This is a genomic window from Nocardia niigatensis NBRC 100131, from assembly GCF_000308655.1.
Lineage (GTDB): Bacteria > Actinomycetota > Actinomycetes > Mycobacteriales > Mycobacteriaceae > Nocardia > Nocardia niigatensis.
Map to the genome: position 1 here is coordinate 80,523 of NZ_BAGC01000043.1, position 23,180 is coordinate 103,702.

Genomic DNA, 23,180 nt, shown 5'->3' on the forward strand with positions numbered 1-23,180 from the left:
GGTGATCACTGCGCGCTCACCTGGGCGGCCATGCCGCCCGCGCCGGTCTCGGGCGCGCCCTTGGGAATCACGTAGCCACCGGCCGGGACCTGATCGGTGACCGCCGTGCCGCCCGGGATGCCGCCGGTCGCACCCACCGGAATCGCCATGCCGTACACGGTGTCCGCACCAGCCGCACCGGCTCCGGCCGTCACCAGGTCGATGCCGCCCAGCGCCGCCCCGCCGATGTCGGTGTTCCCGCCGGCCTGCACACCGCCACCCGCGGCGCCACCGATCTGTGTACCGCCGCCGGCCTGCACACCGCCTCCGGCGGCGCCACCGATCTGTGTACCGCCGCCGGCCTGCACACCGCCTCCGGCGGTGCCACCGATCTGGGTGCCGCCGCCGATCTGCACGCCACCATTGGCATCTCCACCGACCTGGCTGCCCCCGCCCATCTGCACACCGCCATTGGCGTTGCCACCGGTCTGCGCGCCCCCGCCGATCTGCACACCGCCATTGGCGTCCCCACCGACCTGGCTGCCCCCGCCGATCTGCACGCCACCATTGGCATCCCCGCCGGTCTGCGTACCGCCACCGATCTGGACACCGCCATTGGCATCTCCACCGGTCTGCGTACCGCCGCCGACCTGGACACCGCCACCGGCATTGCCGCCGGTCTGGGTGCCACCGCCGACCTGCACACCGCCATTGGCATCCCCGCCGACCTGCGTTCCGCCACCGACCTGCACGCCCCCACCGGCATTGCCGCCGGTCTGCACGCCACCGCCGACCTGCACGCCGCCGCCCGTGTTGCCCCCGGCCTGCACACCGCCGCCTGCGTTCGCGCCGGCGCTCGGCTGGGTGGACGCACCGGCATTGGCGCCGCCTCCACCCTGGACGTCGACGCCCACGTTCAGCCCTCCGGGCCCGATGCCGACGTCCACACCCAGGCCGGCGCCCGGGGCTGGGCTTGTCGTCGCGGAGGGGTCCGCGACGGCCAGGGGCGCGCTGAGTGCAATTGCGGCCGCGGCTACCACCACGACCGGGAATGTCCTTGCCGACATTTCGAATTCGCTTCCAGACGATGTTGTTCGGTTGCCTTGCCGTCGAACAGACGGATCGGTGTGTTACCGACAAGTCGCCCGTGACCGCGAAAACTATGCCGACTCCGGCACATTCGAAACTGGACGCCTGTACAAACCCCTAATGCGCCACCTACCCCACCCGAAGCCCCTAATTTGCTCGGCTTCACCGACTACGCCAGCAGCCTTCCGTCAGGTCGGGGCACGCGCCCACGGATAGGACGGCGACTCAGCGCGCGGCATGCTGGGACGCGGTCTCCCAGGCGAATCCGTCCGGATCGGTGAACGTCGCGGCGCCGCCCACGACGAGTCGGTGGGACCCGCTGCCGTCGGAGGAGACCCCCGCATCTTTCGCCAGCGCGCGACGCTTGTACAGCGCCAATTTGACGGGGCTGGAGCCGGTGTCGAACTCGACGTACATCGGCCCGAAGCTCTTGGCCACCGGCAGCCCGTGGTCGACGTAGAAGCGCTTGCTGGCGCCGATGTTCTCCACACCCAGCAGCAGCACCATGGAGTCGAAACGCTTGGACGCCGGGCCGCTGTTCTTCTTCGAGGAGGTCGCGACCTTCCAGATCGCGCCGTCGGGGGCCTGGACCACGCCGCCGTAGCCCCACATCGACTTGGCCGCGGGCTTGAGCGAGGTCGCGCCCGCCGCCAGCGCCGCGTCGAGGTAGGCGTCGGCGTCGGCCGGCTGGGCCACCGTCAGCGACAGCGTGTAGCCGCGGAATCCGGTGCTGGGCTCCTGAGTCGTCCGGAAGTTCAGCAGCTCCGAGCCCAGCCCGAACGCGTTCGAGTAGAAGGTGGCCGCGGCGTCGGTGTCCGCGACATCGAGGGTGATGGTGTCGATGGAAGTCATGTCGGCAACGCTACGGTCGCGCCACTGACCAGCGCTTCTCGATTCCTGATCAGTCCCGGCACCCGCGGGGCCGGATCACTGCCCGGCGGTCACCCGTGGCGCCTCGGCCCGCCGGACCGCGCCGGTGCCGACAGCCTCGAGGTGCTCGGAGCCGTGGATGACATCGGTGAAGGCGCGGGCGACGGTGTCGCCCTCCAAGGTCCGCTCGCAGCGGCGCGCCAGCTCGTGGCGGTCCGCGCCGGCTGGATGCAGCTGCGGCTGCAGGGCGATCTCGGCCACGACGCCCTTGGAACGCAGGACGCGGCGGAACGAGTCGGCCAGCGAATCGATGCCGACGAAACCCGGGATGGCGGACAGTTCACCGTCGCGGTCCAGGTAGCGCAGGCGGATCGGCTGCACCGGCGTCTCCGAGTCGATGGCGGCCTGGAACAGGGCGGGACGCAGGCGGCCGTGGGCGCGGCCGCACCAGGTGGTGCCCTCGGGGAAGAAGGTGACGCGCTCGCCGGCGCGCAGCCGGTCGGCCATGGTCTCGATGACCGCGGGCAGCTGCCGTAGTCGTTCGCGTTCGATGGGGATGACGCGGACCCGCTTGGCGACATCGCCGAGCATCGGCCACTCGACCAGATCGGCGCGGGCGACGAAGGACATGGGCTCGACGATGGTCAGCGCCACGATGTCGGTCCAGCCGATGTGGCGGGCCGCGATCAGCACGCCGCCCTCCCGACGGTCCTCGGGGGCGCGATTGTCGACGATGCGGACCCGAATTCCACAGCAGGCCAGCAAGGCTCGCGCATAGCGGCGCTGCACGCCCGCGCGGCGGCGGCGCGGGGCGGCGTAATACGCGATCGGGAAGCTCAGCAGCACACCGGCGATACCGGCGATCCGGGTGGCCACCCGGAGCGTGCTCGCCTCAGCGGGCGAGTCGACACACGAAGGGCCGCAGGGACTGTGGGGCATCCAGGAGTGGGCGGAGGCCTCGGCCGGCGGGCACGAGAGCGATCCGGCGTCCGGGGAGAGCAGTGCGGGCATCATGGGGCATCACCGGGCATCCAGGCTGTTGGCGGCGCCCTGCAGGCGCTCCAGGTAGCGGGTGTTGATGGTCTCGAGGCCGAGCAGCGCGACGAAGTCGGCCACCGCGAAGTCCGGATCGTGGGCGGGCTCGCCGCAGATCTGCGCGCCCAGGCGCAGGTAGCCGTTCAGCAGCGGCGGCAGCTTGGGTCGGGCCGGGGCGGCCAGCTCGTCGAGGGTCCGGCCGTCCACCACGACCGGGTTGTACGGGCGCACATGGCGTTCCGTCTCCAGCGCGTGCTTGCGCAGCAGCATGTCGCGCACGCCGCGCACATTGACGCCGGGCTCGTCCTCGGGCGTCGTCTGCATGGGGACCGACACGCAGCCCATCACCCAGTCGTATCCGGTGAGCTGGATGTAGTGCAGGATGCCGGCCCACATCAGCGTCAGCACCGAGCCGTTGCGGTGATCGGGCACCACACAGGCGCGGCCCATCTCGACGATCCGGTTACCGACGGGATCCAGTGCGGCCAAATCGAATTCGGTGGCGGTATAGTAGCCGCCGGCGGTGGGCACCTTGTCCGGTGGCAGCATGCGGTAGCAGCCGACGAACTGCTCGGTGAGCTCATCGCGCACCAGCAGGTGGTCGCAGTGCTCGTCGAAACGGTCGGCGTCGAGGCCGGTTCCGTTGTCCGGGATGGTGAATCCCGGCTCATTGGCGAACACCTGGTAGCGCAGCCGCTGTGCGGCTTCGCGGTGCTCGGCGTCGGAGGAGACGACCAGGGAGTACTGGGACCGTCCGGTGGTGCGGGGTGCTTCCGGGGCGGGCTTCGACGCGGCTGCCAGCAGGCTGGAATTCGACGCTGCCTTGGTGGTCATAGGCTTGATCAAGCCAGTCCCAGACTGCGCTGGAGCGACCGCCGGATTACCTCTCGATGCCAGTCCGGTGAACGCGACGCAGACCGCACCGGGAGTTCATCCGACCGCTTCCGAACGTTCTCTACCAGGACAAACGCTCGTATCCCAGCGGGGTACCGGCGCCTTGGCGCGGGCCCCGAACCCGCTGTGGCGGGCTCGAATCGGCTCCGCGGGTGGTCGGCAACGCGGAAGAGGCCAGCCTACGCCACCGGAGGTGAGCCTTGCACCGCGGGGGTCCGCTTCCGGAACGAGAGCGGATCAGTTCCGGAAGAGCAGGGCGGAATCGCCGAATTCGTGCCAGAGATAACCGGAGTCGAGCGCCACCCGGTACGCCTCCCGGACCACGTCCCCGCCCGCGACGGATTCCAGCAGGCGCAGGTGCGAGGCGCCCGGCGCATGCCAGCCGGTGATCAGGCCGTCCACCGCCCGCGCGGGGCGGTCACCGTCCAGCACCAGCTCGGTCCAGCCGGCCATCGGGCGCACCAGACCGTCTGCGGCAGTGGCGGTTTCGAGAGCACGGGTGACCGTGGTCCCCACCGCCACCACCCGGCCGCCCGCGGCATGCGTGGCGTTGACCAGTCGCGCGGTCATCTCCGGTACCGCGAACCGTTCCGGGCTGGGCGGTTCGCCGGTCTCCGGTGAGGACACCCCGGTGTGCAGGGTGATCGGCGCGAACCCCACCCCGCCCGCGACCAGCTCGGTCACCAATGTATCGGTGAACGGTCTTCCCGCACTGGGCATTTCGGCGCTGCCCGGGATCAGACCGAAGACCGTCCGGTAGTAGGACGCCGACCAGCGTTCGGTGACATACGCATAGGTGATCGGCCGTCCGTGCCGCGCCAGCAGTTCCCGCACGTCCACGTCAGCCCTGTCGAGGTCTTCGCCGGTGAGATCCACGACCCAGAGCCGTTCCGCGCCGGGTAGCCACCGGCCGCGCAGCGTGGCGTAAGACCCGGCCGGAAGCTGTACGCGCGCACCGGGTTCCACGGCCCTGCCGCACCAGGGGACGCCGTGCGGGTCACGCAACTCCGCCACCCAGCCACCGTCGTCCAGCCAGGTCGAGAAATGCAGGACGGCCGGTTCGCCCTGGTATTCGGCATCCACCGCCGCACCGATCATGGCGGAGTTGTTGACCACCACCAGATCTCCCGGGCGCAGGAACGACGGCAGCTCCCGGAACCGCGCGTGGGACAGCACGGGGCCATCGGCGACCAGGAGCCGCACGCCGTCACGTGCCAGCCCGCGCGCCTCCGGCGGGCTGGTGGCGGACAGGTCGTCGGGGAGCTGGAAGTCGATCGGGTCCGCGCCGAGCGCCGCGTCCATGCCGAGCGTCATGACGCCACCCGCATCTCCGAGGCGAGGTAGCGCCCGCTCGGCGGCCGAGATTCGAGCAGCCGCAGCAGCGCGGGGACCACGGTTTCCGGCTCGGGCCGATCGGAGATGTCCTCACCCGGGAAGGCGGCCTGATGCATCTCGGTCCGCATATCGCCCGGGTCGAAGCTGTAGATCCGCAGTGCCGGATTCTCCGCGGCGAGCACATTGGTGAGCTGGTCCAGGGCCGCCTTGGACGCCCCGTAGCCGCCCCAGCCCTCATAGCCGCCGACCGCCGCGTCGGAGCTGATATCCACCACCGCCCCTTCCGACGCCCGCAATGCGGGCAGGGAAAGTTGCAGAATCGCCAGGGGCGCAATCACATTGGTGTCCAGGACGACGGTCAGCGCATCGAGCGGATACCGGTCCAGCGTGGGCAGGGGGCTGGGTCCGAGTGCGCTGGCATTGTTGAGCACCAGGTCCAGGCGTCCCGTCCCGACGGCCTGCGCGATCCGCGCCCGCACCGCCGGATCGGCCACATCCCCCGCAATAGCGTGCGCGCCGGTCGCGGCCCGCACCTGCTCGAGCCGATCCGCGCCACGGGCGACGATGATCAGCTCCCAATCCCGTTCGGCGAGCGCGAGCGCGACCGCTCGACCGAAGCCCGCCGATGCCCCGGTTATCAGGGCGCGTTTCGTGTTCTCAGGCATAACGCCATCGTGAAACCTGAAGCGCTGTTCAGGTCAATGATTTTTCACCGGAAGCGAAGAACCCCGCGAACGGGACGAGCCGCCCGGCGCGTCGCCGGACGGCTCGTTTCGTTCGTGCGGTCAGGCCGCTACCGGTGACTTCTCCGGAGTCATTGCGGCCGCGGCCTTTTCGACCTCGTTGAAGCCGGGCCGGCCACTACCGATGAAGGCCACCAGCCACGACAGCACCGCGGCGAAGCGGTTGCGGAAGCCGACCAGGTAGTAGATGTGCACCGCGAGCCAGGCTACCCAGGCGATGAGGCCGGTGAACTTGATCTTGTCGTTCAGCTTGGTGACCGCGCTGAAGCGGCTGATCACCGCCATCGACCCCTTGTCCCAGTACTTGAACGGGGTGGCCGCGGGCTTCTTGCCACGGATGATGTCAGCCACGTGGCGGCCCTCCTGCATGGCGACCGGCGACTGGCCCGGGTAGCCGTTGAGGAAGGTCATGTCACCGATGGCGAAGATGTCCGCGTGCCCGCCGACGGTGCAGTCGGGGTTGATGAGAAGCCTTCCGGCACGGTCGGTTTCGCAGCCGGTGGCCTCGGCCAGCACCTGGGCGAAGGCGCCGGCGGCCACGCCCGCCGACCACACCACGGTCTCGGCGGCGATGCGGCGCTCCACACCGTCCTTGCTCTTGACGGTGACCTTGCCGTCCTCGATATCGGTCACGAAGGTGTCGACCAGCACCTCGACGCCGCTGCGCTCCAGCGACTCCTTGGCGTACTCCGACAGCCCGCCGCCGAAGGGCGGCAGCACCACGCCCGCGCCCTCGACCAGGGTGACGGTGTCCTCCTGGTGGTAGTACCGCTTGGCGAGTTCCTTCAGCTGACCGGCGACCTCGACGCCGGTCGCGCCCGCGCCGACCACCACGAAGCTCAGCAGGCGGCGGCGGGTCTCGGGGTCGGCGTGCTCGGCCTGCTCGAAAACGCGCTGGATCTGCGCGCGCAGGTTGCGGGCGTCGTCGATGGTCTTGAGCGAGAACGTCTTGTCCGCGAAGTCGTCGCGGCCGAAGTAGGACTGGCTGGCGCCGGTGGCGGCGATGAGCTTGCCGTAGCGGATTCGCTTCGGACCCTCGGCCGTCTCGTAGGTGAGGATCGCATTGGGGGCGTCGACGGCGGTGACCTTGCCCAGGCGCACCTCGCCGTTCTTGTGGCTGCGCAGGATATTGGCCATGGGCGGTGCGATCTCGTCGGAGGCGAGCACACCGGTCGCAACCTGATAGAGGAGGGGCTGGAAGAGGTGCTCGGGGGTACCCGAGATGAGGACGTACCGGACTCCGGACTTGTTCAACTGCTTCGCAGCGGCGAGACCACCGAATCCCGATCCGACGATGACGACATCAGCGGTTTCGATTCCCGCCTCCACGTGTTGCATGACTGCTCCCTTCCGTCATGACTAACCGTGATTCGGAACGCGGTTGTTCCAAGGATCTGGGCGCATAATCAAGATGACTCTTATCTACATTGATCATGAATTGGAGAAAGCCGTGGAGCTGCGCCAGCTGGCCTACTTCGTGGCGGTCTGCGAGGAGCTGAGCTTCAGCCGGGCCGCGAGCCGATGCTTCATCTCGCAGTCGGCAATCAGTCACCAGATCGCCCGGCTGGAACGCGACCTCGGCGTGAACCTCTTCGAACGGTCCACCCGCTCGGTCGTTCCCACCGACGCGACCACCCGGCTACTTCCCCTTGCGAAACAAATGCTGAGCCTGGAATCGGCCATTCGCGCAGCTGTGCGGGCCTCCGGACCACGCATTCGCCTGGCGGCTAATATGAGCTTCGCAACTAGATCACTGTCCGCGATCGCCGGCGCACGCGAGGCGCATCCGGGAGCGGAGATCGAATTCGTCATCAAGCCGTTCCGGCAGCGCATCCAGGCGGTGGCCGACGGCGACTGTGATCTCGCTCTCATCCGGGGCAGTGTGGACCAGCCCGGGCTGACGGTCGAGAAGCTCTGGGTCGAGGATCCGGTCATCGCCACCTCCACCGCGCACCCGCTCGTCACGCGCGGCGGCGATGTCACCCTCGCGGAACTGGGGACCTATCCGCTGCTGCTGCCCCCGGAGTCGGAACAGGTCCTGCTCCACAATGTGGTGCGGGCCGCGTTCGCCGACCTGCCGACCGGGCCGGTCTTCGGCCCGCCCATCCCGCCCGACCACACCGCCACCATGGAACTCATCAACCGGCCCGACGCCTGGACCATCCTCTACGCCGACAGCCAGACCGAGGGCATCGCCACCCTGCGGCTCACCGGGCACCCACTGCGCATCCCGGTCTCGGCCGTCACGCGCAGCGAGGGCCGCACCTCCCCCATCGTGACGACCCTGCTGGCGGCACTGCACTGCGCCTGACGCGCGACTGCTAACCGGGATGCGCGGCGGCGAACTCGGCGAGCCCGGCCGCGAAGGACTCGAACATCGGGGCCAGCATCGACCGCACGAACCGCGCCTCGATCGGCGCGAGCGCCGGCGCCGGATCCAGGTGCACCTGCCAGGTCAGGGTGCAGTGCCCGGCGTCGATCGGCGTGAACGCGATGTCCTCGATCATGCGGCGGGCCAGGGGAATCGACATGGCGTCCGCGCCGAAGGTGAAGCGCGCGGCCGGTTCCCAGGCCAGGAAGCGTTCCCGCACGCTGATCCAGCGCAGGTGGATATCGCGGATCGCCCCCGCGGCACGGGCATTCGAATACCAGGTGGTGGCACGGTAGCCGTTCGCCCACTCCGGCTGTCCCTCGCCGGTGGCGAGGATCTCGAAAGTGCGTGCCGCGGAGGCCGCCACAGTGCGCTCGCTGTGCAGATGCAGTCGCATGGCATCGATGTCGCCGAGTTCGCTCGGGCGCAGGGCGAACATCATTTCGACGCCACCAGTCGCCTGGTCACGCGAATGGTGGTGCGGCGGGGCAGGATTCGCGGCAGGCCCGAGGAGACCGCGTTGACGATGCCGGACACGGTACTCGGCGGCGGGTTGCGGCGGTCCAGGGCGCGCAGGGCGGTGGCCACCACCTGTTGCGGCGTCTGCCGGTTGCCGACGCTGGCCGCATCGCCTGCCACGTCGAAGAATTCGGTGTCGGTCGCGCCCGGGCACACAGCCAGCGCGGTGACTCCCGAGCCTTCCAGTTCACCCCACAGGGCCTCGGTGAAGGACAGGACGAAGGCCTTGGTCGCGCCGTAGACGGCCATGAACGGGATCGGCTGGAAGGCCGCGGTCGAGGCGATATTGACGATCACCCCGCGATCGCGGCTCACCATGGACGGCAGCGCGGCGTGGGTCAGTTCGGCGAGCGCGGCGACATTCACCGCGATCTCTTCGCGAACCTTGCCGGCCTCGTGGCCGGCCAGCGCGCCGTGGGTGGCGAAACCGGCATTGTTGATCAGGATGCCGACCGGCCGCACCGGATCGGTGAGAACCTCGGCGACCGAGGCCACACCGGCCGGATCGGACAGGTCGGCGGCGAGCACGCGCACCGAAACCCCATGCGCGGCTTCCAGTTCCTTCGCCAGTTCCCGCAGCCGCGGCTCGCGCCGGGCCGCCAGGACCAGATCGCAGCCGCGGGCGGCCAGGGCGGTGGCGAAGGCCGCGCCGATGCCGCTGCTCGCGCCGGTGACGACCGCGGTCGCCGGATACCACTCGGTCATTTCTCCTCCTAGGTGAACATATGTTCAGCTATGTATACTTAACAGCTGTTCAGCTATCTCTGTCAAGGAGGACTTCGTGCCGGGTACCCGACAGCGCCGAACCCGAGGCGAAGGCGAACGGCTGCGCGCCGAACTCGTCGCCGCCGCCATCGACCTGCTGCTCGAGCCGCAACCGCTGCCCGCGCCGTCCCTGCGCGCCATCGCCCGCGCCTGCGGCGTCGCCCCCAGCGCCGTCTACATGCACTTCGCTTCCCAGGACGCGCTGAACTACGCCGTCATAGCCGCACTCTTCGGCCGGCTGCGTGCCGACCTCGACGCCGCCGACCCGGCCGGCGCGACACCCGCCGAGCGACTGGACGCCCTGCTCGGCGCCTACCTGACCTGGGCCGAAAGCCACCCGGGCGCATACCAATTGCTCTTCGAGCGGCCCGATCCGCTCGACACCGAAGGCGAGGGACCCGGCCTCGACCTGCTCGACCGCCTCGCCCGGCTGCTGCCCGAGACCGACCCGCGGACCCGGCGCGCCGCCGCCCTGCGCATCTGGTGCGCCGTGCACGGGGTGGCGTCCCTGCGCATCCACAAACCGAGCGCGCCCTGGGCCGACACCGCGCGGGCGGACGCCCGCGCGCTGATCGCGAGCATCGCCGGACTGCCCGCCGCCTGAGCGCGGCGCACCGGGCCGGATACGGCCGACACGTCCGCCGGAACCGAATTACGCTGGCACCGTGGGGCAGGAGAACATGCGGGCCTCCGACAGGGACCGCGAACACATCGCCGACCGGCTGCGCGTGGCCATGGACGAGGGGCGCATCACGCTGCACGAGTTCGACGAACGACTGCAGCAGGTGTATTCGGCCCGGACCTACGGGGAACTCGCGCCGATCATGTCCGACCTACCGGTCCAACGGGTTTCCAGCCTGAGCACCCCGGCCGACGTGAGCAGCGTGCCACTCTGGGTGAAGATCATCTGGGCGCCCTGGGTCTTCGTGACCTTGATGTGCGTGGTGATCTGGGTGGCCACCGGACTGGGTTACTTCTGGCCGATCTGGGTCGCCGCACCGTGGGGAGTCGCGCTGATGATCCCCACCTCCATCGGGATGGTCGTGCAACGCGACGCCCAGCGGCGGCGGCAGGCGGCGCGGGATCGGTATCGGCCACGATAGTTCCACCGCAGTTTTCGTCGGTCACGCCAGGGCTGCCGCCACCGCGAGATGCAATCGCAGATCCTCGGGCTCCTCGTCCTGGACGGCCCACACGATCTCCTCCATCGATCGCATGAACGCCCAGGCGCGCGCCCGATCGGCGCGGACGGCCGATCCCGCGGCGGTCCGCTCGACCACCGCCCCGGCATGCTCGGCCGTCGGGTCGCTCTGCACCTGGATCATCACCAGGAACCCGGCATCGAACGCCGCCTCCCCGAGATATGCCTTCGGGTCGATGAGCAGCCACGGCTCCCGTTCCGCCGCAACGATATTGCCGAGATGCGTATCGCGATTGACCACGAGCAGCGGGCCGTCCGGCACCGCGAGTTCGGCGCGACGCTCCGCGGCACGATCCAGGAGCCGCGCCGGAATAACCTCGGCGACATTGGCCACGGCATGAACCTCGGGATCGGCGACGCCGACAACCTCGCGTGGAAGCCGGCCGCCGTGATCACCGGGGCGGCTCCCGAAATCCTGCTCGGCACTTACGATCCGAGCGCCGCGAGCTCGCCCGCCAGGTCATCGACATCTCCACCGAGAACTCCCGTACGCGCGGGAGCTACCGGATCGACGACGAGTTGCTGCTCGGCACCGCTTGCCGGGACACCGGCACCCTCGCCGATCGCGGCTACCTTCCTGCCGCTGAGATCGGCGACCGCCTCCCCCACGCCTGGCTCCCCGACTGCCGCTCCACCCTCGACCTGCTCGGCCCCGGCCACGTGCTGCTCACCGGTTCCCAACTCCCCCAGGCCCTCCGCGATGCCTGCGGCCTCTCCCCCACCACCGGTCTGCTGGTCCGGCCCGACGGCCACATCGCCGCTCGCGTCTACGGCTGAACTCTCGGTGGCTGGTTGTGGCGTAGCGGCGGCCGGCTCCGGTACCGGTGTCTCGTGCACGGTGCGCCACAGGTAGGTTCGGCCGTCGGTCACCAGGACGGCCGTCACTGTGCGCCGACCGGTTTTCACCGTGCCGATGCGGTTCTCGGCGACGAAGCGGACGACGATCAGCTGGCCGCTGCGGGCGATCTCCTGGACCTCGGAGACCTCGATTTCCACGCCTGCCAGCATGTTTCGGGCCGACCACATGCCGGCGAGGAAGGTCTCGCGGTCCACGGCTTGCCCGGTCGTCACGACCGAGGTGAATTGGTCGTCCAGCGCCCCGGAGATGCGGTCGAAGACCTTCAGGGGCGCGTCCGATCCCAGCCATTCGGCGAGATCGAAATGCAGGGCCGCGACGACGTCGCCGAGTTCGACGTCGTCGAATCCGGAACCGGCAGCGTTACTGGTCTTACGGGCGACCGGCTCCTCGGCCCGCCGTCGCCGAGGATCGAATCGCCCACGCACGGTGTCACTGTACGTCCACGACGCACAGCGATCGCGCTACCCGACGGGGTCCGAGCAGAACACCGTCACACCGCAGCCCCGGCTGCCACTCGGATTGGATGCCGCGATCGTGGTCGCCCCGGTTCCGGGCGCCACCGCATCCGTCGCCACCGAGATCTTGGTGGGATCGGTCAGCGGCAGCGGCGCGGCCGTACCCGACCCGATCCCGGCCGCCATCATTGCCGCGACCGCAGCGCCGGTCATGAGAATCCGCGTGAGGCACCTCCGTGCCCTCAGTTCCTTGGGCCCGAAAACGAATGTCCCCCGGCCGAATCCGGCCGGGGGACCTTCGATCCGCTTGCAGCAGAGCTGAAATCAGCCCTTGTGAGCCTTCACGGCCTCGGTCAGCTGCGGGGCGACGTTGAACAGGTCGCCGACGATGCCGTAGTCCGAGATCTCGAAGATCGGGGCCTCTTCGTCCTTGTTGACGGCCACGATGGTCTTCGAGGTCTGCATGCCGGCGCGGTGCTGGATGGCGCCGGAGATGCCGAGGGCGATGTACAGCTGCGGGGAGACCGTCTTACCGGTCTGACCGACCTGGAACTGGCCCGGGTAGTAGCCGGAGTCGACGGCGGCGCGGGAAGCACCGACGGCCGCACCGAGGGCGTCGGCCAGCGGCTCGACGACCTTGCCGAAGTTGTCGGCCGAACCGACACCACGGCCACCGGACACCACGATCGCGGCCTCGGTGAGCTCGGGACGGTCGCCGCCCACGTTCGGCTCACGCGAGACGATCTTGGTGACGCCCTCTTCCTGCGCGGGCAGCTCGACGACGACCTTCTCGCCGGCGGCGGCCTGCGGGGCGGCCTCGATGGCACCCGGGCGCACCGAGATCACCGGCACGTCGCCGGTGGCCTTGGCGTCCACGGTGAACGCGCCACCGAAGATGGAGTGCTGCGCCGAGCCGTCGCCGCTCACGGAGATGACGTCGATCAGCAGACCGGAACCGATGCGGGCGGCCAGGCGACCCGACACCTCCTTGCCGTCCGCGGTGGCGGCGACCAGGATCGCGGCCGGGGCGGCGGACTCGGACAGGGCGGCGAGCACGTCGACCTTGGGGGTGACGAGGAAGCCCTCGGCGTCGTCGCCCTCGGCGACGTAGATCTTCTCGGCGCCGGCGGCGGCCAGCGCGTCACCGAGCTTGTCGGCGGTGCCGGCAGCGCCGACCACGACGGCGGCCGGGGTGCCCAGCGCGCGAGCGGCGGTGAGGAGTTCGGTGGTCACCTTCTTGGGCGCACCGTCAGCGTGCTCCACGAGCACCAAAACTTCTGCCATTTTTTCTATCTCCTGAAAGTCGTTGGGCCCGGGGGCAATTAGATGATCTTCTGACCGACCAGGTAGGTGGCGATCTGGTTGCCGCCCTCGCCCTCGTCGACGATCTTCTCGCCCGCCGTGCGCGCCGGCTTCGGGGTCACACCGGTCACCCGGGTGCCGGCGTTCGCAACGCCCACGGTCTCCGGGTCGACGCCCAGATCCGCCAGGGTGAAGGTCTGAACTTCCTTCTTCTTGGCGGCCATGATGCCCTTGAAAGACGGGAACCGCGGCTCGTTGATCTTCTCGGTGACCGAGACGATGGCCGGGAGGGTGGCCTCGAGCTTGAACACGCCCTCGTCGGTCTCGCGCTCGCCGGCGATGCGCTCGCCGTCGACGGTCAGCTTGCGCAGGTGGGTCAGCTGCGGCAGACCCAGGTACTCGGCGATGATGGCCGGCACCGCACCGGCGCGACCGTCGGTGGCCTCGTTGCCCGCGATGACCAACTCGATGCCCTCGATCTGACCCAGCGCGGCCGCCAGGATGTAGGCGGTCTGCACGGCGTCGGAGCCGTGGATGGCCGGGTCGTTGATGTGGATGGCCTTGTCCGCGCCCATGGAGAGGGCCTTGCGGATGGCCTCGGTGGCCCGATCGGGGCCTGCGGCCAGCACGGTGACCTCGCCGCCCTGCGCCTCCTTGATCAACAGCGCCTCCTCGACGGCGCGCTCGTTGATCTCATCGAGGATGGCGTCGGCGGCCTCGCGGTCGAGGGTGTAGTCACCGCTGGTCAGCTTGCGCTCGGACCAGGTGTCGGGAACCTGCTTGATCAGTACGACGATGTTCGGCATTGGTCTTCGTCGACCTCCTGTTCTGGTGGCACTGGGTGTGGCGGTCGCACGAGTTCGTCACGTACGTCCACGAGTAGCTCGATCGGGAGATTACCCTACGTTAAGTTACTCGTGGGTAACTTACGGTGTGAGTTTCCGCATCGGCTGATCCGGTCGCGGGTGTGATATGGACAACCGCTAACGTCGGAGCAATGAGCGAGGCCGTGAGTCCTGTTGAAAACCCCACCGACCCCTTGCCTTTGACCGGCGAGCGGACGGTGCCCGGCATCGCCGAGGAGAACTACTGGTTCCGGCGGCACGAGATCGCCTACGTGCGCATGCTCGAGCAGTGCGCGGGCAAGGTCGTGCTCGAGGCCGGCAGCGGAGAAGGTTACGGCGCCAATATGATCGCCGGCGTCGCCGCGCGGGTCACCGGCCTGGACTACGACGACAGCGCGGTCGCGCACGTGCGCGCCAAGTACCCGCGCGTGGAGATGGTGCAGGGCAATCTGGCCGACCTGCCGCTCGACGACGCCTCGGTCGACATCGTGGTGAACTTCCAAGTGATCGAGCACCTCTGGGACCAGGCCCAGTTCCTGCGCGAATGCCTGCGGGTGCTGCGGCCCGGCGGCAAGCTGCTGATCTCCACGCCCAACCGGATCACCTTCTCCCCCGGGCGCGACACGCCGCTCAACCCTTTCCACACCCGTGAGCTGAATGCCGCGGAAATGACCGAACTGCTCGCCGAGGCCGGTTTCACCGTGGAACTGATGGCGGGCATCTTCCACGGCCCCGAACTGGTTGCGCTGGACGCGAAGTGGGGCGGGTCGATCATCGACGCGCAGATCGAACGGGCGCTCGCCGGCGAGCCGTGGCCGGCCGATCTGGCCGCCGATGTGGCCGCCGTGCGCATCGACGATTTCGAGCTGGTCGCCGACTCCGAGCGGGACATCGACGCCAGCCTGGATCTGCTGGCCATCGCGGTGAAGCCGTGAGTGAGCGCAGCGAGCGAACCGAAGACACAGCCCGCGTCGGGCACGCCGGAGCCGAGCGCAGCGAGGTGGAGGCGTGACCGACCGGCTCCCCCCGGCTCCGGGCCAGTTCACGCTGGTCCTGCATTCCCATCTGCCGTGGCTGGCCCATCACGGGCGCTGGCCGGTCGGCGAGGAGTGGCTGTACCAGTCGTGGGCAGCGTCCTACCTGCCCGTGGCGAAGGTGCTGAGAACCCTTGCGGCCGAGGGACGTTCGCACCTGATCAGCCTGGGGATCACGCCGGTGCTGGCGGCGCAGCTGGATGATCCGCACTGCCTGAAGGGCATGCATCACTGGCTGGGCAACTGGCGGCTGCGCGCCGACGAGGCGTCCATGTCGGGCAATACCGCGCTCGGCGGGCACGAACACCGGCTCGCCGCAGCCGCTCTCGACGATTTCGAGACCCGCTGGATGCACGGGGCCTCGCCGGTGTGGCGGGAGCTCATCGACGCCGAGGCCATCGAATTGCTGGGCGGCCCGCTGTCGCATCCGTTCCAGCCGCTGCTGGATTGGCGGCTGCGCGAATACGAGCTGACCGAGGGCCTGGCCGACGCGCGGGCGCGCTGGGGGCACACGCCCGCCGGCATCTGGGCCCCCGAATGCGGGTTCACGCCGGGCATGGAGCGGACCTACGACAAGGTCGGCATCTCGCACTTCATGGTGGACGGTCCCGCGCTGCGCGGTGACACCACGCTCGGTCGGCCGGTGTGGGATTCGGACGTGGTGGCCTTCGGCCGCGACCTGACGGTCAGTTACCGGGTGTGGTCGCCGAAATCCGGGTACCCGGGCCAGTCCTACTACCGTGATTTCCATCACTATGATCACGCCACCGGACTGAAACCGGCGCGCGTCACCGGCAAGACTGTCGCGGGCCCCGACAAGGCTCCTTACGACCCCGAACTCGCGGCCGCGGCCGTCGAGAAGGACGTCGCAGACTTCGTGGCGACCGTGCGCGAGCGGCTGATCTCAGAGTCGGAACGTATCGGTCGCCCCGCGCTCGTGGTGGCCGCGTTCGACACCGAACTGTTCGGGCACTGGTGGCACGAGGGCCCGCAATGGCTCGAACAGGTGCTGCGCGCACTGCCCGCGGCCGGGGTCACCGTCGGCACGCTCGCCGACGCGCGGGCCCGTGGTTACGTGGGCGAACGCGTCGAATTGGCCGACTCCTCCTGGGGTTCGGGCAAGGACTGGCGGGTGTGGGCCGGAGACCAGGTCGCCGATCTGGTCGAGCTCAATGCCGAGGTGGTGCGCCTGGCCCTGGACACCCTCGACAAGATGCGGGTGGACGCCACCGGGCTCCGCGACCCGGTTGCCGACCAGCTGCTGAGGGAGGCGATCCTGGCCGTCTCCAGCGACTGGGCGTTCATGGTGTCGAAGGATTCCGCGGCCGGATACGCGCGCGACCGAGCCCATGAACACGCCCACGCGGTACGCGAGATCGCCGCGGCGGTGGCGGCCGGGCAACTCGCCAAAGCGGGGCAGTTGGCGGCAGGATGGTACCCGGCCGACGGACTCTTCCCCGCGCTCGATGCGCGCAGGCTCGGCCCCGCTTCAGAAGGACCCGCATGAAGATCTTGATGGTGTCGTGGGAGTACCCACCCGTCGTAGTCGGTGGGCTGGGCCGCCATGTGCACCACCTCGCCGTCGAACTGGCCGCCGCCGGGCACGAAGTCGTCGTGCTGGCGCGCCGGCCGATGGGCACCGACGCCACCACCCACCCGACGCACTCCTTCATCGAGGAGGGCGTCCTGGTGGTCGCGGTCGCCGAGGATCCGCCGGCGTTCGACTTCGGCGAGGACATGCTGGCGTGGACGCTGGCCATGGGCCACGCCATGGTCCGGGCCGGCATCGCCCTGAACAAGCCCGGCATCGGCGAGGGCTGGACCCCCGATGTGGTGCACGCCCACGACTGGCTGGTCGCGCACCCGGCCATCACCCTGGCCGAGTACTACGACGTGCCACTGGTTTCCACCATTCACGCCACCGAGGCGGGCCGCCACAGCGGCTGGGTGTCGGGGCGGGTGAACCGCCAGGTGCACTCGGTGGAGTGGTGGCTGGCGCACGAATCCGACGCGCTCATCACCTGTTCGGAGTCCATGAAGGACGAGGTGCACCGTCTCTACGGCGCCGAGCGGGTGCCGATGACGGTGATCCGCAACGGTATCGACGTGGGCGCGTGGACCTTCCGGGAGCGCGCGCCGCGCTCCGGTCCGCCGCGGCTGCTGTACGTGGGGCGGCTGGAATACGAGAAGGGCATCCAGGACGCCATCGCCGCGCTGCCGCGCATCCGCAAGGCGCACCCGGGCACGACCCTGACGGTGGCCGGTATCGGCACCCAATTCGATTGGCTGCGTGAGCGGGCGCGGGCGCACCGGGTGGCGCGCGCGGTCAACTTCATCGGCAAGCTCGACCACACCGATCTGCTCGGCTGGCTGCACAGCGCCGACGCCATCGTGCTGCCCAGCCGTTACGAGCCGTTCGGCATCGTGGCGCTGGAGGCGGCGGCCGCGGGCACCCCGCTGGTCACCTCCACCGCGGGCGGGCTCGGCGATCTGGTCACCGACGGCGTCACCGGCGCCTCCTTCGAACCGGCGGACGTGAACGGTATTGCCGAAGCGGTGATCTCGGTGCTGGACGACCCGTCCGCCGCCCAGGATCGCGCCTGGTCCGCCCGCGAACGGCTGACCGCCGACTTCGCCTGGGACGTGGTGGCGGCCGAGACCGCCCTCGTCTATCAATCCGCCAAGCGCCGGGTCCGGACGCCGCTGGGTCGTCCCGTGATCGCGGAACGCCCGCTCCCCGAACGGGATCCGAACCAGCCGTACTGAGCCCGCCCCGGCTCGGAATTCGCCCGGGGACAGCCCTGCGCCCCGAATTGGAACGAGTTCTAATTCGGGGCGCGGGTGTTCGCGTCCGTCATTCGAACGGGCAGCCCGGATTCGGCGCGTCCTCCGACAGCGGACTGCCCGCGGGCAGCACATACAGCACATCGAGGACCTGCGGCACGGTGCCGAGATTGCGCTCGAGATGGATGTTCCCGGTCCCGGCCCGTTCCACGAACGTGGTGCCCGGCCCGCCGGTCTGGTCCACCGCGCAGTCCGGCCCGTAGTGGCTCAGGTCCCCCTGCCGCACCAGCGCGTACAGGTTCCCGTCGTGGTAGTGCCACCCCGTGGAACCGCCTGGGGCAATGGTGATTTCGCGGAGGATGTAGTCCATGCCGCCGATGGTGGTCTGCGAGAGGATCACCGCGGTGATGCCACTGGACGGCGTCGCGTGCGCGGTCGCCGCGAACGACCCCACCATCGCGACGGACGCCACCCCGGTCAGCACAGCTCGAAATCCGAGAGTCACCGGCCCACGGTATCGCGCGACCTGCGGTTCCGCAGAGTGTCCGGCAACCCTCCGCACCCCACCCGCGGCGAAATGAGTTAGGCGTCCATCTTTTTGAGGGCCTTCTGGACCGTCAGGTAGGTGCGGGTGGTGATGTCCTTGCCCCACGCTTTCTCGACTACGGACATGAAGCCGGTGGTGCTGGGGTCGGTGTTGTCGATGACGGAGAGGAGGGCTCGGCAGGGTTTGTCGAAGCGGATTATCCGGACCGTGGCCGAGGGGAAGTCGGGAATGGATTTCGAGGCTTCTCGGACGAAAGTGACAGTGAGGTAGGTTTCGCGGCCGTGGGTCAGTCCGGCGAAGGGGTCGGAGTCGACCAGGGTCTGGAGTTGGGCCTGGGTGCGGATCAGGGTGCCGCCGGGTATGCCGAGTTCAGCGTTCAGCGCCTGCTGGACCTTGGCTTCCAGGGCGGGGACATCGGTGTCGGCGGACCGGAAGACGACGTTGCCGCTGGTGAGCAGCGTGCTGACCCCTTCGAAGCCGAGTCCTTCGAACACGCCGCGCAGTTTCTCACTGCGCATATTCGGGTTGGTGGGCATGATCCCGCGCAGGAAGGCGGCGTAGCGGTGCATGGGCCTGAAGGTACCGGGTGGGCATGACAAAAGGCCGGGCATCCGGGCCCGGCCTTCGCGAGGTGTGTTGTCAGGAGGCGGTGGCGCCGCTCTTCTTGCGTTCGATGTCGGCGAGGGCGGCCAGGTGGGCGGCGCGCTTCTCGGCGGCCGAGTCCCAGGCGACCTTCCGGTTCTTGACCACCTTGGCGGGGGCGCCGACGGCGATCGAGTAGTCGGGGACATCGCCCTTGACCACGGCGTGGGCGCCGAGCACGCAGCCGCGGCCGACGCGGGTGGAGCGCAGCACGGTGACCTTGGCGGCGATCCAGGTGTCGGGGCCGATGCGCACCGGCGACTTCACGATGCCCTGGTCCTTGATGGGCAGGTTGATGTCGTCGGTGACATGGTCGAAATCGCAGATGTAGCACCAGTCGGCGACCAGGGTGGATTCACCGATCTCGATGTCGAGGTAGGTGTTGACGACATTGTCCTTGCCGAAGACCACCTTGTCGCCGATGCGCAGCGAACCCTCGTGGCAGCGAATGGCATTGCCGTCGCCGATGTGCACCCAGCGGCCGATCTCCAGCCGACCCAGTTCGGGAGTGGCGTGGATTTCGACATTTCGACCCAGGAAGACCATGCCGCGCAACACCACGTGCGGGTTGGCCATCTTGAACTTGAACAGCCGGTAGTAGCGCACCAGATACCAGGGCGTGTAGGCGCGATTCGCGAGCACCCATTTCAGGGACGCGGGCGTGAGGAAACGGGCCTGCTCCGGATCCCGGCGGCGCGAACCCCGCCAACGCGCGCTCAGCGGTGCGCCCCACATGCTCGTCACGAACTACTCCCTGTGTTCACCGGTCGTTTCAACGAGGGTATCCGCCCCCTCGAAAGGGCGTGAAAGTAGGCTGTGCTCCGGCTGTAGCGGCCCGGCGAGAAACTACAGACTTCCGTACTGGCAGAAGGGACACCAGCAGGTGCGAAACGGCAGGCGGCGGACCGGACGTGAACGAGGCACCCGCACCGGGGCGAAGGTGCTGGCAGTGGCAAGCGCCGGGCTGTTCGCGCTGACGGCGTGCGCGTACGGCAGCACCAAGGTCGACGATATCGGCGTCGGTCCCGGCAAGGGCTGGCCGCTGGCCTTCCGCGACGCCCACAACAGCGGGTCGAGCCCGATCACCGGGTCCCGGAAGCTGGCGCTGAATTGGTCTCGCCCCGTGGGCGGTCCGGTCGCGCAGCCGGTGACCATCGGCAGCGACGGCCAGCTGTACGTCACCACCCGCACCACCGGCTGCAATATTCAGTCGTTCCAGATGCCGACCGGCCGCAAACGGTTCTGCAACCCGATGGGCCCCAGCGCCATCGCCGGCGGCTCCGCGGTCGACGGCAACGGCAACGTGTACGTCGGCGACGACGGCGCGGTGAACTCCTTCAACAATCTCGGGCAGCCGCGCTGGCGCACCCCGGCCGCCGGGACACCGGTGTCGGTGCAGTTCACCGGTGACGGAAATGTCTTGTCGGTGACCCAGTCCGGGCAGGTGGACGTGCTCAGCCGGCAGACCGGCGATCGGCGGGCGTCCACCTTCCAGCTGCTGGGTGAGCCCGACTACATGGCCAACCCGTCGCTGAGCCGCCCGCCGGACGGGCAGGGCCTGGAGGACTGCGCGACCGGCGGGCCGCGGTGCCCGGTCGCGAATGTGTCTGCCGTGGACCAGAAGACGGGTCGCTTCTACGCGACCGTGTGGAAGCCCGGCGACGATACGGCCGCGCTGATCGCGCTCACCTACGGCGGCAAGGACGTTCGCGTCGACTGGACCGCGAAGATGCTCGAGCAGGGCAGCGCCACCAGTCCGGCCCTGTCGGCCGACGGCGGCACGGTGTACGTCGGCGACAACACCAACCGGCTGATGGCCGTGGACGCGGCCACCGGGCACACCAAATGGGTTCAGAATCTTGGCTTCCCGGCACGCGGCGGCATCTCGGTGGCCGACGGCCTGCTGGTGCCCGCCGGCGACCAGGGGCACCTGGTCGCGCTGCGCGACAAGGGTGACAGCGCCGAGATCGCCTGGGAGCGCAAGGATCTGGAGCTGCGCGGACGGCCGGTGCAGACGGCGGGCGGAACCGGGTACACGGTCGCGCCGATCGGCGACAAGCTGACCCTGGTCACCTTCGACACGAAGACGGGCGCCACCGTCCAGTCGAACGAACTGCCGGGCGCGGAGGGCACCACCGTGGCCACCGCGGTGGGCGATCAGGGCGAGGTCGTGGTGACCACCCGCATCGGCGAGCTGTTCGTCTTCAAACCGGAGAAGTAGTGCCGTTGCCGGCTTGACCCTGACGCAGGGTCAACCCTCCATCCTGGTTCCGGGAGCCTCTCCGGACCGACCGGAACAGCTCCGGGATGGAGAAGAACGATGATGACGACCGAACCGACACTCGCCCCGGCGATCCGGGTGCGGGGTCTCGAGAAATCGTACGGGCAGCTCGCGGTGCTGCGCGGCGTGGACTTCGAGGTGGAGCGGGGCAGCATCTTCGCGCTGCTCGGCTCCAACGGGTCGGGCAAGACCACGACCGTGCGGATCCTCGCCACGTTGTCGAAGGCCGACGCGGGCACGGTCCATGTCAATGGCTTCGATGTCGCCACGCACCCGGCGGAGGTGCGCGAATCCTTCAGTCTCACCGGGCAGTTCACGGCTGTCGACGAGATCCTCAGCGGGCGCGAGAATCTCGTGCTCGTCGCCCGGCTGCGCCACCTCGCGCAGCCGGGCTCGATCGCCGACGACCTGCTCGAGCGCTTCTCGCTGACCGACGCCGGCGCGCGCAGGGTGTCCACGTACTCGGGTGGGATGCGCCGCCGCCTGGACATCGCCATGAGCCTGATCGGGAATCCGCCGGTGATCTTCCTCGACGAGCCGACGACCGGACTCGATCCCGAGGCGCGCCTCGAGGTGTGGCAGACGGTCGAAAACCTCGCCGGGCGCGGCACGACGGTCCTGCTCACCACCCAATACCTCGACGAGGCCGAGCAATTGGCCGATCGGATCGCGATCCTGCACCGGGGCCGGATCATCGCGAACGGCACCCTCGACGAACTCGAGCGACTGCTCCCGCCCGCCACCGTCGAGTACGTCGAGAAGCGGCCGACGCTCGAGCAGATCTTCCTCGCGATCATCGGCGACGACCACGCGGGCGATGCCACCGGCACCGAATCCGCCGATACGAACTCCTAGGAAAGACGATGCCCTCCTACTTCCTCGGCGACACCGCCGCACTCACCGGCCGGACCCTGCGGCACGTCAGCCGCAGCCCCGACACCATCATCACCACCGCGATCGTGCCGATCGCCATGATGCTGCTGTTCGTCTACGTGTTCGGCGGCGCGATCGCCACGGGCTCGGACAAATACGTGAACTACATGCTGCCCGGCATCCTGCTCATCACGATCGCATCGGGTATCTCCTACACCGCGTTCCGGCTGTTCACCGATATCAAGAGCGGGATCTTCGAACGCTTCCAGTCGATGCCGATCGCCCGGTCCGGTGTGTTGTGGGCACACGTGCTGACGTCGCTGATCGCCAACCTGATCTCGCTGGTGATCGTGGTGGGCGTGGCGCTGCTCATGGGTTTCCGCTCGGGTGCCGGAGTCGCGGCGTGGCTCGCCGTCGCCGGGATCCTGATCCTGTTCACCCTGGCTTTGACCTGGCTCGCGGTGATCCCGGGCCTGTCGGCGGGATCGGTCGAGGGTGCGGGCGCGTTCTCCTACCCGCTCATCTTCCTGCCGTTCGTGAGCTCGGCGTTCGTGCCCACCGCGGGCATGCCCGGGCCGGTGCGCTGGTTCGCCGAACACCAGCCGGTGACCTCGATCGTGAATACGATCCGTGCCCTGTTCGCCCAGCAGCCGGTCGGCGGCGATGCCTGGACGGCGCTGGCCTGGTGCGTCGGAATCCTGGTCGTGGCCTATGGATTCGCGATGGTCACCTACCGCCGGAAGATCGCCTGAGGCAG

General features: G+C 69.1%; 26 protein-coding genes and 1 pseudogene. 10 read left to right on the forward strand and 17 right to left on the reverse strand.

Annotated elements, in window-relative coordinates; translation table 11 throughout:
- Window positions 1-5 precede the first annotated feature (5 nt).
- The 7 genes from ON33_RS44030 to ON33_RS17750 form a co-directional block, all read right to left on the reverse strand.
- Complete coding sequence (locus ON33_RS44030; protein ID WP_157184588.1) at window positions 6-1,046, reverse strand: hypothetical protein; 1,041 nt, start codon at window positions 1,044-1,046, stop codon at window positions 6-8.
- A 247-nt stretch (window positions 1,047-1,293) separates the two neighbouring features.
- Window positions 1,294-1,920: a VOC family protein gene (locus ON33_RS17725; protein WP_040860078.1), complete on the reverse strand. Its 627-nt coding sequence runs from the start codon at window positions 1,918-1,920 to the stop codon at window positions 1,294-1,296.
- 75 nt (window positions 1,921-1,995) lie between these two features.
- A complete protein-coding gene (locus tag ON33_RS17730; protein ID WP_051152411.1) occupies window positions 1,996-2,814 on the reverse strand; it encodes a lysophospholipid acyltransferase family protein in 819 nt (272 codons plus the stop codon).
- A 144-nt stretch (window positions 2,815-2,958) separates the two neighbouring features.
- On the reverse strand, window positions 2,959-3,807 hold the full coding sequence (locus ON33_RS17735) for a GNAT family N-acetyltransferase (protein ID WP_040860079.1): 849 nt from the start codon (window positions 3,805-3,807) through the stop codon (window positions 2,959-2,961).
- A gap of 297 nt (window positions 3,808-4,104) precedes the next feature.
- Entirely contained in the window at window positions 4,105-5,181 is a 1,077-nt protein-coding gene (locus ON33_RS17740; RefSeq protein ID WP_245550573.1) for an S-adenosylmethionine:tRNA ribosyltransferase-isomerase, read from the reverse strand.
- A complete protein-coding gene (locus tag ON33_RS17745; protein ID WP_040860080.1) occupies window positions 5,178-5,867 on the reverse strand; it encodes an SDR family NAD(P)-dependent oxidoreductase in 690 nt (229 codons plus the stop codon). Before ON33_RS17745 ends, ON33_RS17740 begins: the two co-directional genes overlap by 4 nt.
- A 120-nt stretch (window positions 5,868-5,987) precedes the next feature.
- Window positions 5,988-7,283, reverse strand: a complete 1,296-nt coding sequence (locus ON33_RS17750; protein WP_040860081.1) for an NAD(P)/FAD-dependent oxidoreductase — start codon at window positions 7,281-7,283, stop codon at window positions 5,988-5,990.
- Between the two features lie 112 nt (window positions 7,284-7,395).
- Here ON33_RS17750 and ON33_RS17755 point away from each other — a divergent pair, with 112 nt between their 5' ends.
- On the forward strand, window positions 7,396-8,256 hold the full coding sequence (locus ON33_RS17755; protein WP_040860082.1) for a LysR family transcriptional regulator: 861 nt from the start codon (window positions 7,396-7,398) through the stop codon (window positions 8,254-8,256).
- A gap of 10 nt (window positions 8,257-8,266) precedes the next feature.
- On the opposite strand, the gene ON33_RS38300 is transcribed toward ON33_RS17755, so the two are convergent.
- The gene (locus ON33_RS38300; RefSeq protein ID WP_083869054.1) at window positions 8,267-8,758 is read right to left on the reverse strand and encodes an SRPBCC family protein; all 492 of its coding nucleotides are present in this window, start codon (window positions 8,756-8,758) and stop codon (window positions 8,267-8,269) included.
- Complete coding sequence (locus tag ON33_RS17765) at window positions 8,755-9,540, reverse strand: SDR family NAD(P)-dependent oxidoreductase (protein WP_040860083.1); 786 nt, start codon at window positions 9,538-9,540, stop codon at window positions 8,755-8,757. Before ON33_RS17765 ends, ON33_RS38300 begins: the two co-directional genes overlap by 4 nt.
- A gap of 76 nt (window positions 9,541-9,616) precedes the next feature.
- On the opposite strand from ON33_RS17765, the gene ON33_RS38305 reads away from it, so the two are divergent.
- Window positions 9,617-10,204 carry a TetR/AcrR family transcriptional regulator gene (locus ON33_RS38305; RefSeq protein ID WP_051152413.1) on the forward strand — a complete coding sequence of 196 codons (588 nt, stop codon included), beginning with the start codon at window positions 9,617-9,619 and terminating at the stop codon, window positions 10,202-10,204.
- A 61-nt stretch (window positions 10,205-10,265) separates the two neighbouring features.
- The gene (locus ON33_RS17775; RefSeq protein ID WP_218001457.1) at window positions 10,266-10,703 is read left to right on the forward strand and encodes a DUF1707 SHOCT-like domain-containing protein; all 438 of its coding nucleotides are present in this window, start codon (window positions 10,266-10,268) and stop codon (window positions 10,701-10,703) included.
- 21 nt (window positions 10,704-10,724) lie between these two features.
- On the opposite strand, the gene ON33_RS17780 is transcribed toward ON33_RS17775, so the two are convergent.
- Window positions 10,725-11,135: an aminoglycoside phosphotransferase family protein gene (locus ON33_RS17780; RefSeq protein ID WP_051152414.1), complete on the reverse strand. Its 411-nt coding sequence runs from the start codon at window positions 11,133-11,135 to the stop codon at window positions 10,725-10,727.
- 3 nt (window positions 11,136-11,138) lie between these two features.
- Between ON33_RS17780 and ON33_RS44420 the strand changes: the two are divergent.
- Window positions 11,139-11,192 (forward strand): annotated as a pseudogene (locus ON33_RS44420) (hypothetical protein); the annotation flags it as partial.
- Between the two features lie 35 nt (window positions 11,193-11,227).
- Here the strand turns inward: ON33_RS44420 and ON33_RS43405 are convergent.
- The 4 genes from ON33_RS43405 to ON33_RS17800 all read right to left on the reverse strand — a co-directional run bounded on the left by ON33_RS43405 (window position 11,228) and on the right by ON33_RS17800 (window position 14,223).
- The gene (locus ON33_RS43405) at window positions 11,228-12,085 is read right to left on the reverse strand and encodes a hypothetical protein (protein ID WP_051152415.1); all 858 of its coding nucleotides are present in this window, start codon (window positions 12,083-12,085) and stop codon (window positions 11,228-11,230) included.
- A 36-nt stretch (window positions 12,086-12,121) separates the two neighbouring features.
- Window positions 12,122-12,328, reverse strand: coding sequence for a hypothetical protein (locus ON33_RS41345; RefSeq protein ID WP_157184590.1), 207 nt, complete (start codon window positions 12,326-12,328; stop codon window positions 12,122-12,124).
- A 111-nt stretch (window positions 12,329-12,439) separates the two neighbouring features.
- Entirely contained in the window at window positions 12,440-13,399 is a 960-nt protein-coding gene (locus ON33_RS17795; protein ID WP_040860085.1) for an electron transfer flavoprotein subunit alpha/FixB family protein, read from the reverse strand.
- Between the two features lie 38 nt (window positions 13,400-13,437).
- Window positions 13,438-14,223, reverse strand: a complete 786-nt coding sequence (locus ON33_RS17800) for an electron transfer flavoprotein subunit beta/FixA family protein (RefSeq protein ID WP_040860086.1) — start codon at window positions 14,221-14,223, stop codon at window positions 13,438-13,440.
- A 191-nt stretch (window positions 14,224-14,414) separates the two neighbouring features.
- On the opposite strand from ON33_RS17800, the gene ON33_RS17805 reads away from it, so the two are divergent.
- From ON33_RS17805 to ON33_RS17815, 3 genes are all read left to right on the forward strand, one after another.
- A complete protein-coding gene (locus tag ON33_RS17805) occupies window positions 14,415-15,197 on the forward strand; it encodes a class I SAM-dependent methyltransferase (RefSeq protein ID WP_040860087.1) in 783 nt (260 codons plus the stop codon).
- A 73-nt stretch (window positions 15,198-15,270) separates the two neighbouring features.
- On the forward strand, window positions 15,271-16,803 hold the full coding sequence (locus tag ON33_RS17810; RefSeq protein WP_040860088.1) for a 1,4-alpha-glucan branching protein domain-containing protein: 1,533 nt from the start codon (window positions 15,271-15,273) through the stop codon (window positions 16,801-16,803).
- Entirely contained in the window at window positions 16,800-18,062 is a 1,263-nt protein-coding gene (locus tag ON33_RS17815; RefSeq protein WP_040860089.1) for a glycosyltransferase family 4 protein, read from the forward strand. The genes ON33_RS17810 and ON33_RS17815 overlap by 4 nt, the downstream gene beginning before the upstream one ends.
- Before the next feature lie 88 nt (window positions 18,063-18,150).
- Here ON33_RS17815 and ON33_RS17820 read toward each other — a convergent pair whose 3' ends face one another.
- The 3 genes from ON33_RS17820 to ON33_RS17830 all read right to left on the reverse strand — a co-directional run bounded on the left by ON33_RS17820 (window position 18,151) and on the right by ON33_RS17830 (window position 20,004).
- Window positions 18,151-18,537: a cupin domain-containing protein gene (locus ON33_RS17820; RefSeq protein WP_051152516.1), complete on the reverse strand. Its 387-nt coding sequence runs from the start codon at window positions 18,535-18,537 to the stop codon at window positions 18,151-18,153.
- Between the two features lie 125 nt (window positions 18,538-18,662).
- A complete protein-coding gene (locus tag ON33_RS17825) occupies window positions 18,663-19,196 on the reverse strand; it encodes a DUF1697 domain-containing protein (RefSeq protein WP_040860091.1) in 534 nt (177 codons plus the stop codon).
- Window positions 19,197-19,266: 70 nt separating this feature from the next.
- Window positions 19,267-20,004, reverse strand: coding sequence for an acyltransferase (locus ON33_RS17830; protein WP_040860092.1), 738 nt, complete (start codon window positions 20,002-20,004; stop codon window positions 19,267-19,269).
- 214 nt (window positions 20,005-20,218) lie between these two features.
- Between ON33_RS17830 and ON33_RS17835 the strand changes: the two genes are divergently transcribed.
- From ON33_RS17835 to ON33_RS17845, 3 genes are all read left to right on the forward strand, one after another.
- Complete coding sequence (locus tag ON33_RS17835) at window positions 20,219-21,490, forward strand: outer membrane protein assembly factor BamB family protein (RefSeq protein ID WP_245550574.1); 1,272 nt, start codon at window positions 20,219-20,221, stop codon at window positions 21,488-21,490.
- A 102-nt stretch (window positions 21,491-21,592) separates the two neighbouring features.
- Window positions 21,593-22,405 carry an ABC transporter ATP-binding protein gene (locus tag ON33_RS17840; RefSeq protein ID WP_040860524.1) on the forward strand — a complete coding sequence of 271 codons (813 nt, stop codon included), beginning with the start codon at window positions 21,593-21,595 and terminating at the stop codon, window positions 22,403-22,405.
- Window positions 22,406-22,413: 8 nt separating this feature from the next.
- A complete protein-coding gene (locus tag ON33_RS17845; protein WP_040860094.1) occupies window positions 22,414-23,175 on the forward strand; it encodes an ABC transporter permease in 762 nt (253 codons plus the stop codon).
- The last annotated feature ends 5 nt before the right edge of the window (window positions 23,176-23,180 follow it).

What these genes read in the sequence shown, in the direction of transcription:
- ON33_RS17750 (WP_040860081.1), bottom strand. Translation starts at nt 7,283, where the DNA reads ATGCAACACGTGGAGGCGGGAATCGAAACCGCTGATGTCGTCATCGTC.
- ON33_RS17820 (WP_051152516.1), bottom strand. Translation starts at nt 18,537, where the DNA reads ATGGTGGGGTCGTTCGCGGCGACCGCGCACGCGACGCCGTCCAGTGGC.
- ON33_RS17840 (WP_040860524.1), top strand. Translation starts at nt 21,593, where the DNA reads ATGACGACCGAACCGACACTCGCCCCGGCGATCCGGGTGCGGGGTCTC.
- ON33_RS41345 (WP_157184590.1), bottom strand. Translation starts at nt 12,328, where the DNA reads ATGACCGGCGCTGCGGTCGCGGCAATGATGGCGGCCGGGATCGGGTCG.
- ON33_RS17765 (WP_040860083.1), bottom strand. Translation starts at nt 9,540, where the DNA reads ATGACCGAGTGGTATCCGGCGACCGCGGTCGTCACCGGCGCGAGCAGC.
- ON33_RS38300 (WP_083869054.1), bottom strand. Translation starts at nt 8,758, where the DNA reads ATGATGTTCGCCCTGCGCCCGAGCGAACTCGGCGACATCGATGCCATG.
- ON33_RS17800 (WP_040860086.1), bottom strand. Translation starts at nt 14,223, where the DNA reads ATGCCGAACATCGTCGTACTGATCAAGCAGGTTCCCGACACCTGGTCC.
- ON33_RS17825 (WP_040860091.1), bottom strand. Translation starts at nt 19,196, where the DNA reads ATGCACCGCTACGCCGCCTTCCTGCGCGGGATCATGCCCACCAACCCG.
- ON33_RS17745 (WP_040860080.1), bottom strand. Translation starts at nt 5,867, where the DNA reads ATGCCTGAGAACACGAAACGCGCCCTGATAACCGGGGCATCGGCGGGC.
- ON33_RS17830 (WP_040860092.1), bottom strand. Translation starts at nt 20,004, where the DNA reads ATGTGGGGCGCACCGCTGAGCGCGCGTTGGCGGGGTTCGCGCCGCCGG.
- ON33_RS17815 (WP_040860089.1), top strand. Translation starts at nt 16,800, where the DNA reads ATGAAGATCTTGATGGTGTCGTGGGAGTACCCACCCGTCGTAGTCGGT.
- ON33_RS17795 (WP_040860085.1), bottom strand. Translation starts at nt 13,399, where the DNA reads ATGGCAGAAGTTTTGGTGCTCGTGGAGCACGCTGACGGTGCGCCCAAG.
- ON33_RS17845 (WP_040860094.1), top strand. Translation starts at nt 22,414, where the DNA reads ATGCCCTCCTACTTCCTCGGCGACACCGCCGCACTCACCGGCCGGACC.
- ON33_RS17740 (WP_245550573.1), bottom strand. Translation starts at nt 5,181, where the DNA reads ATGACGCTCGGCATGGACGCGGCGCTCGGCGCGGACCCGATCGACTTC.
- ON33_RS17725 (WP_040860078.1), bottom strand. Translation starts at nt 1,920, where the DNA reads ATGACTTCCATCGACACCATCACCCTCGATGTCGCGGACACCGACGCC.
- ON33_RS17735 (WP_040860079.1), bottom strand. Translation starts at nt 3,807, where the DNA reads ATGACCACCAAGGCAGCGTCGAATTCCAGCCTGCTGGCAGCCGCGTCG.
- ON33_RS44030 (WP_157184588.1), bottom strand. Translation starts at nt 1,046, where the DNA reads ATGTCGGCAAGGACATTCCCGGTCGTGGTGGTAGCCGCGGCCGCAATT.
- ON33_RS17805 (WP_040860087.1), top strand. Translation starts at nt 14,415, where the DNA reads ATGAGCGAGGCCGTGAGTCCTGTTGAAAACCCCACCGACCCCTTGCCT.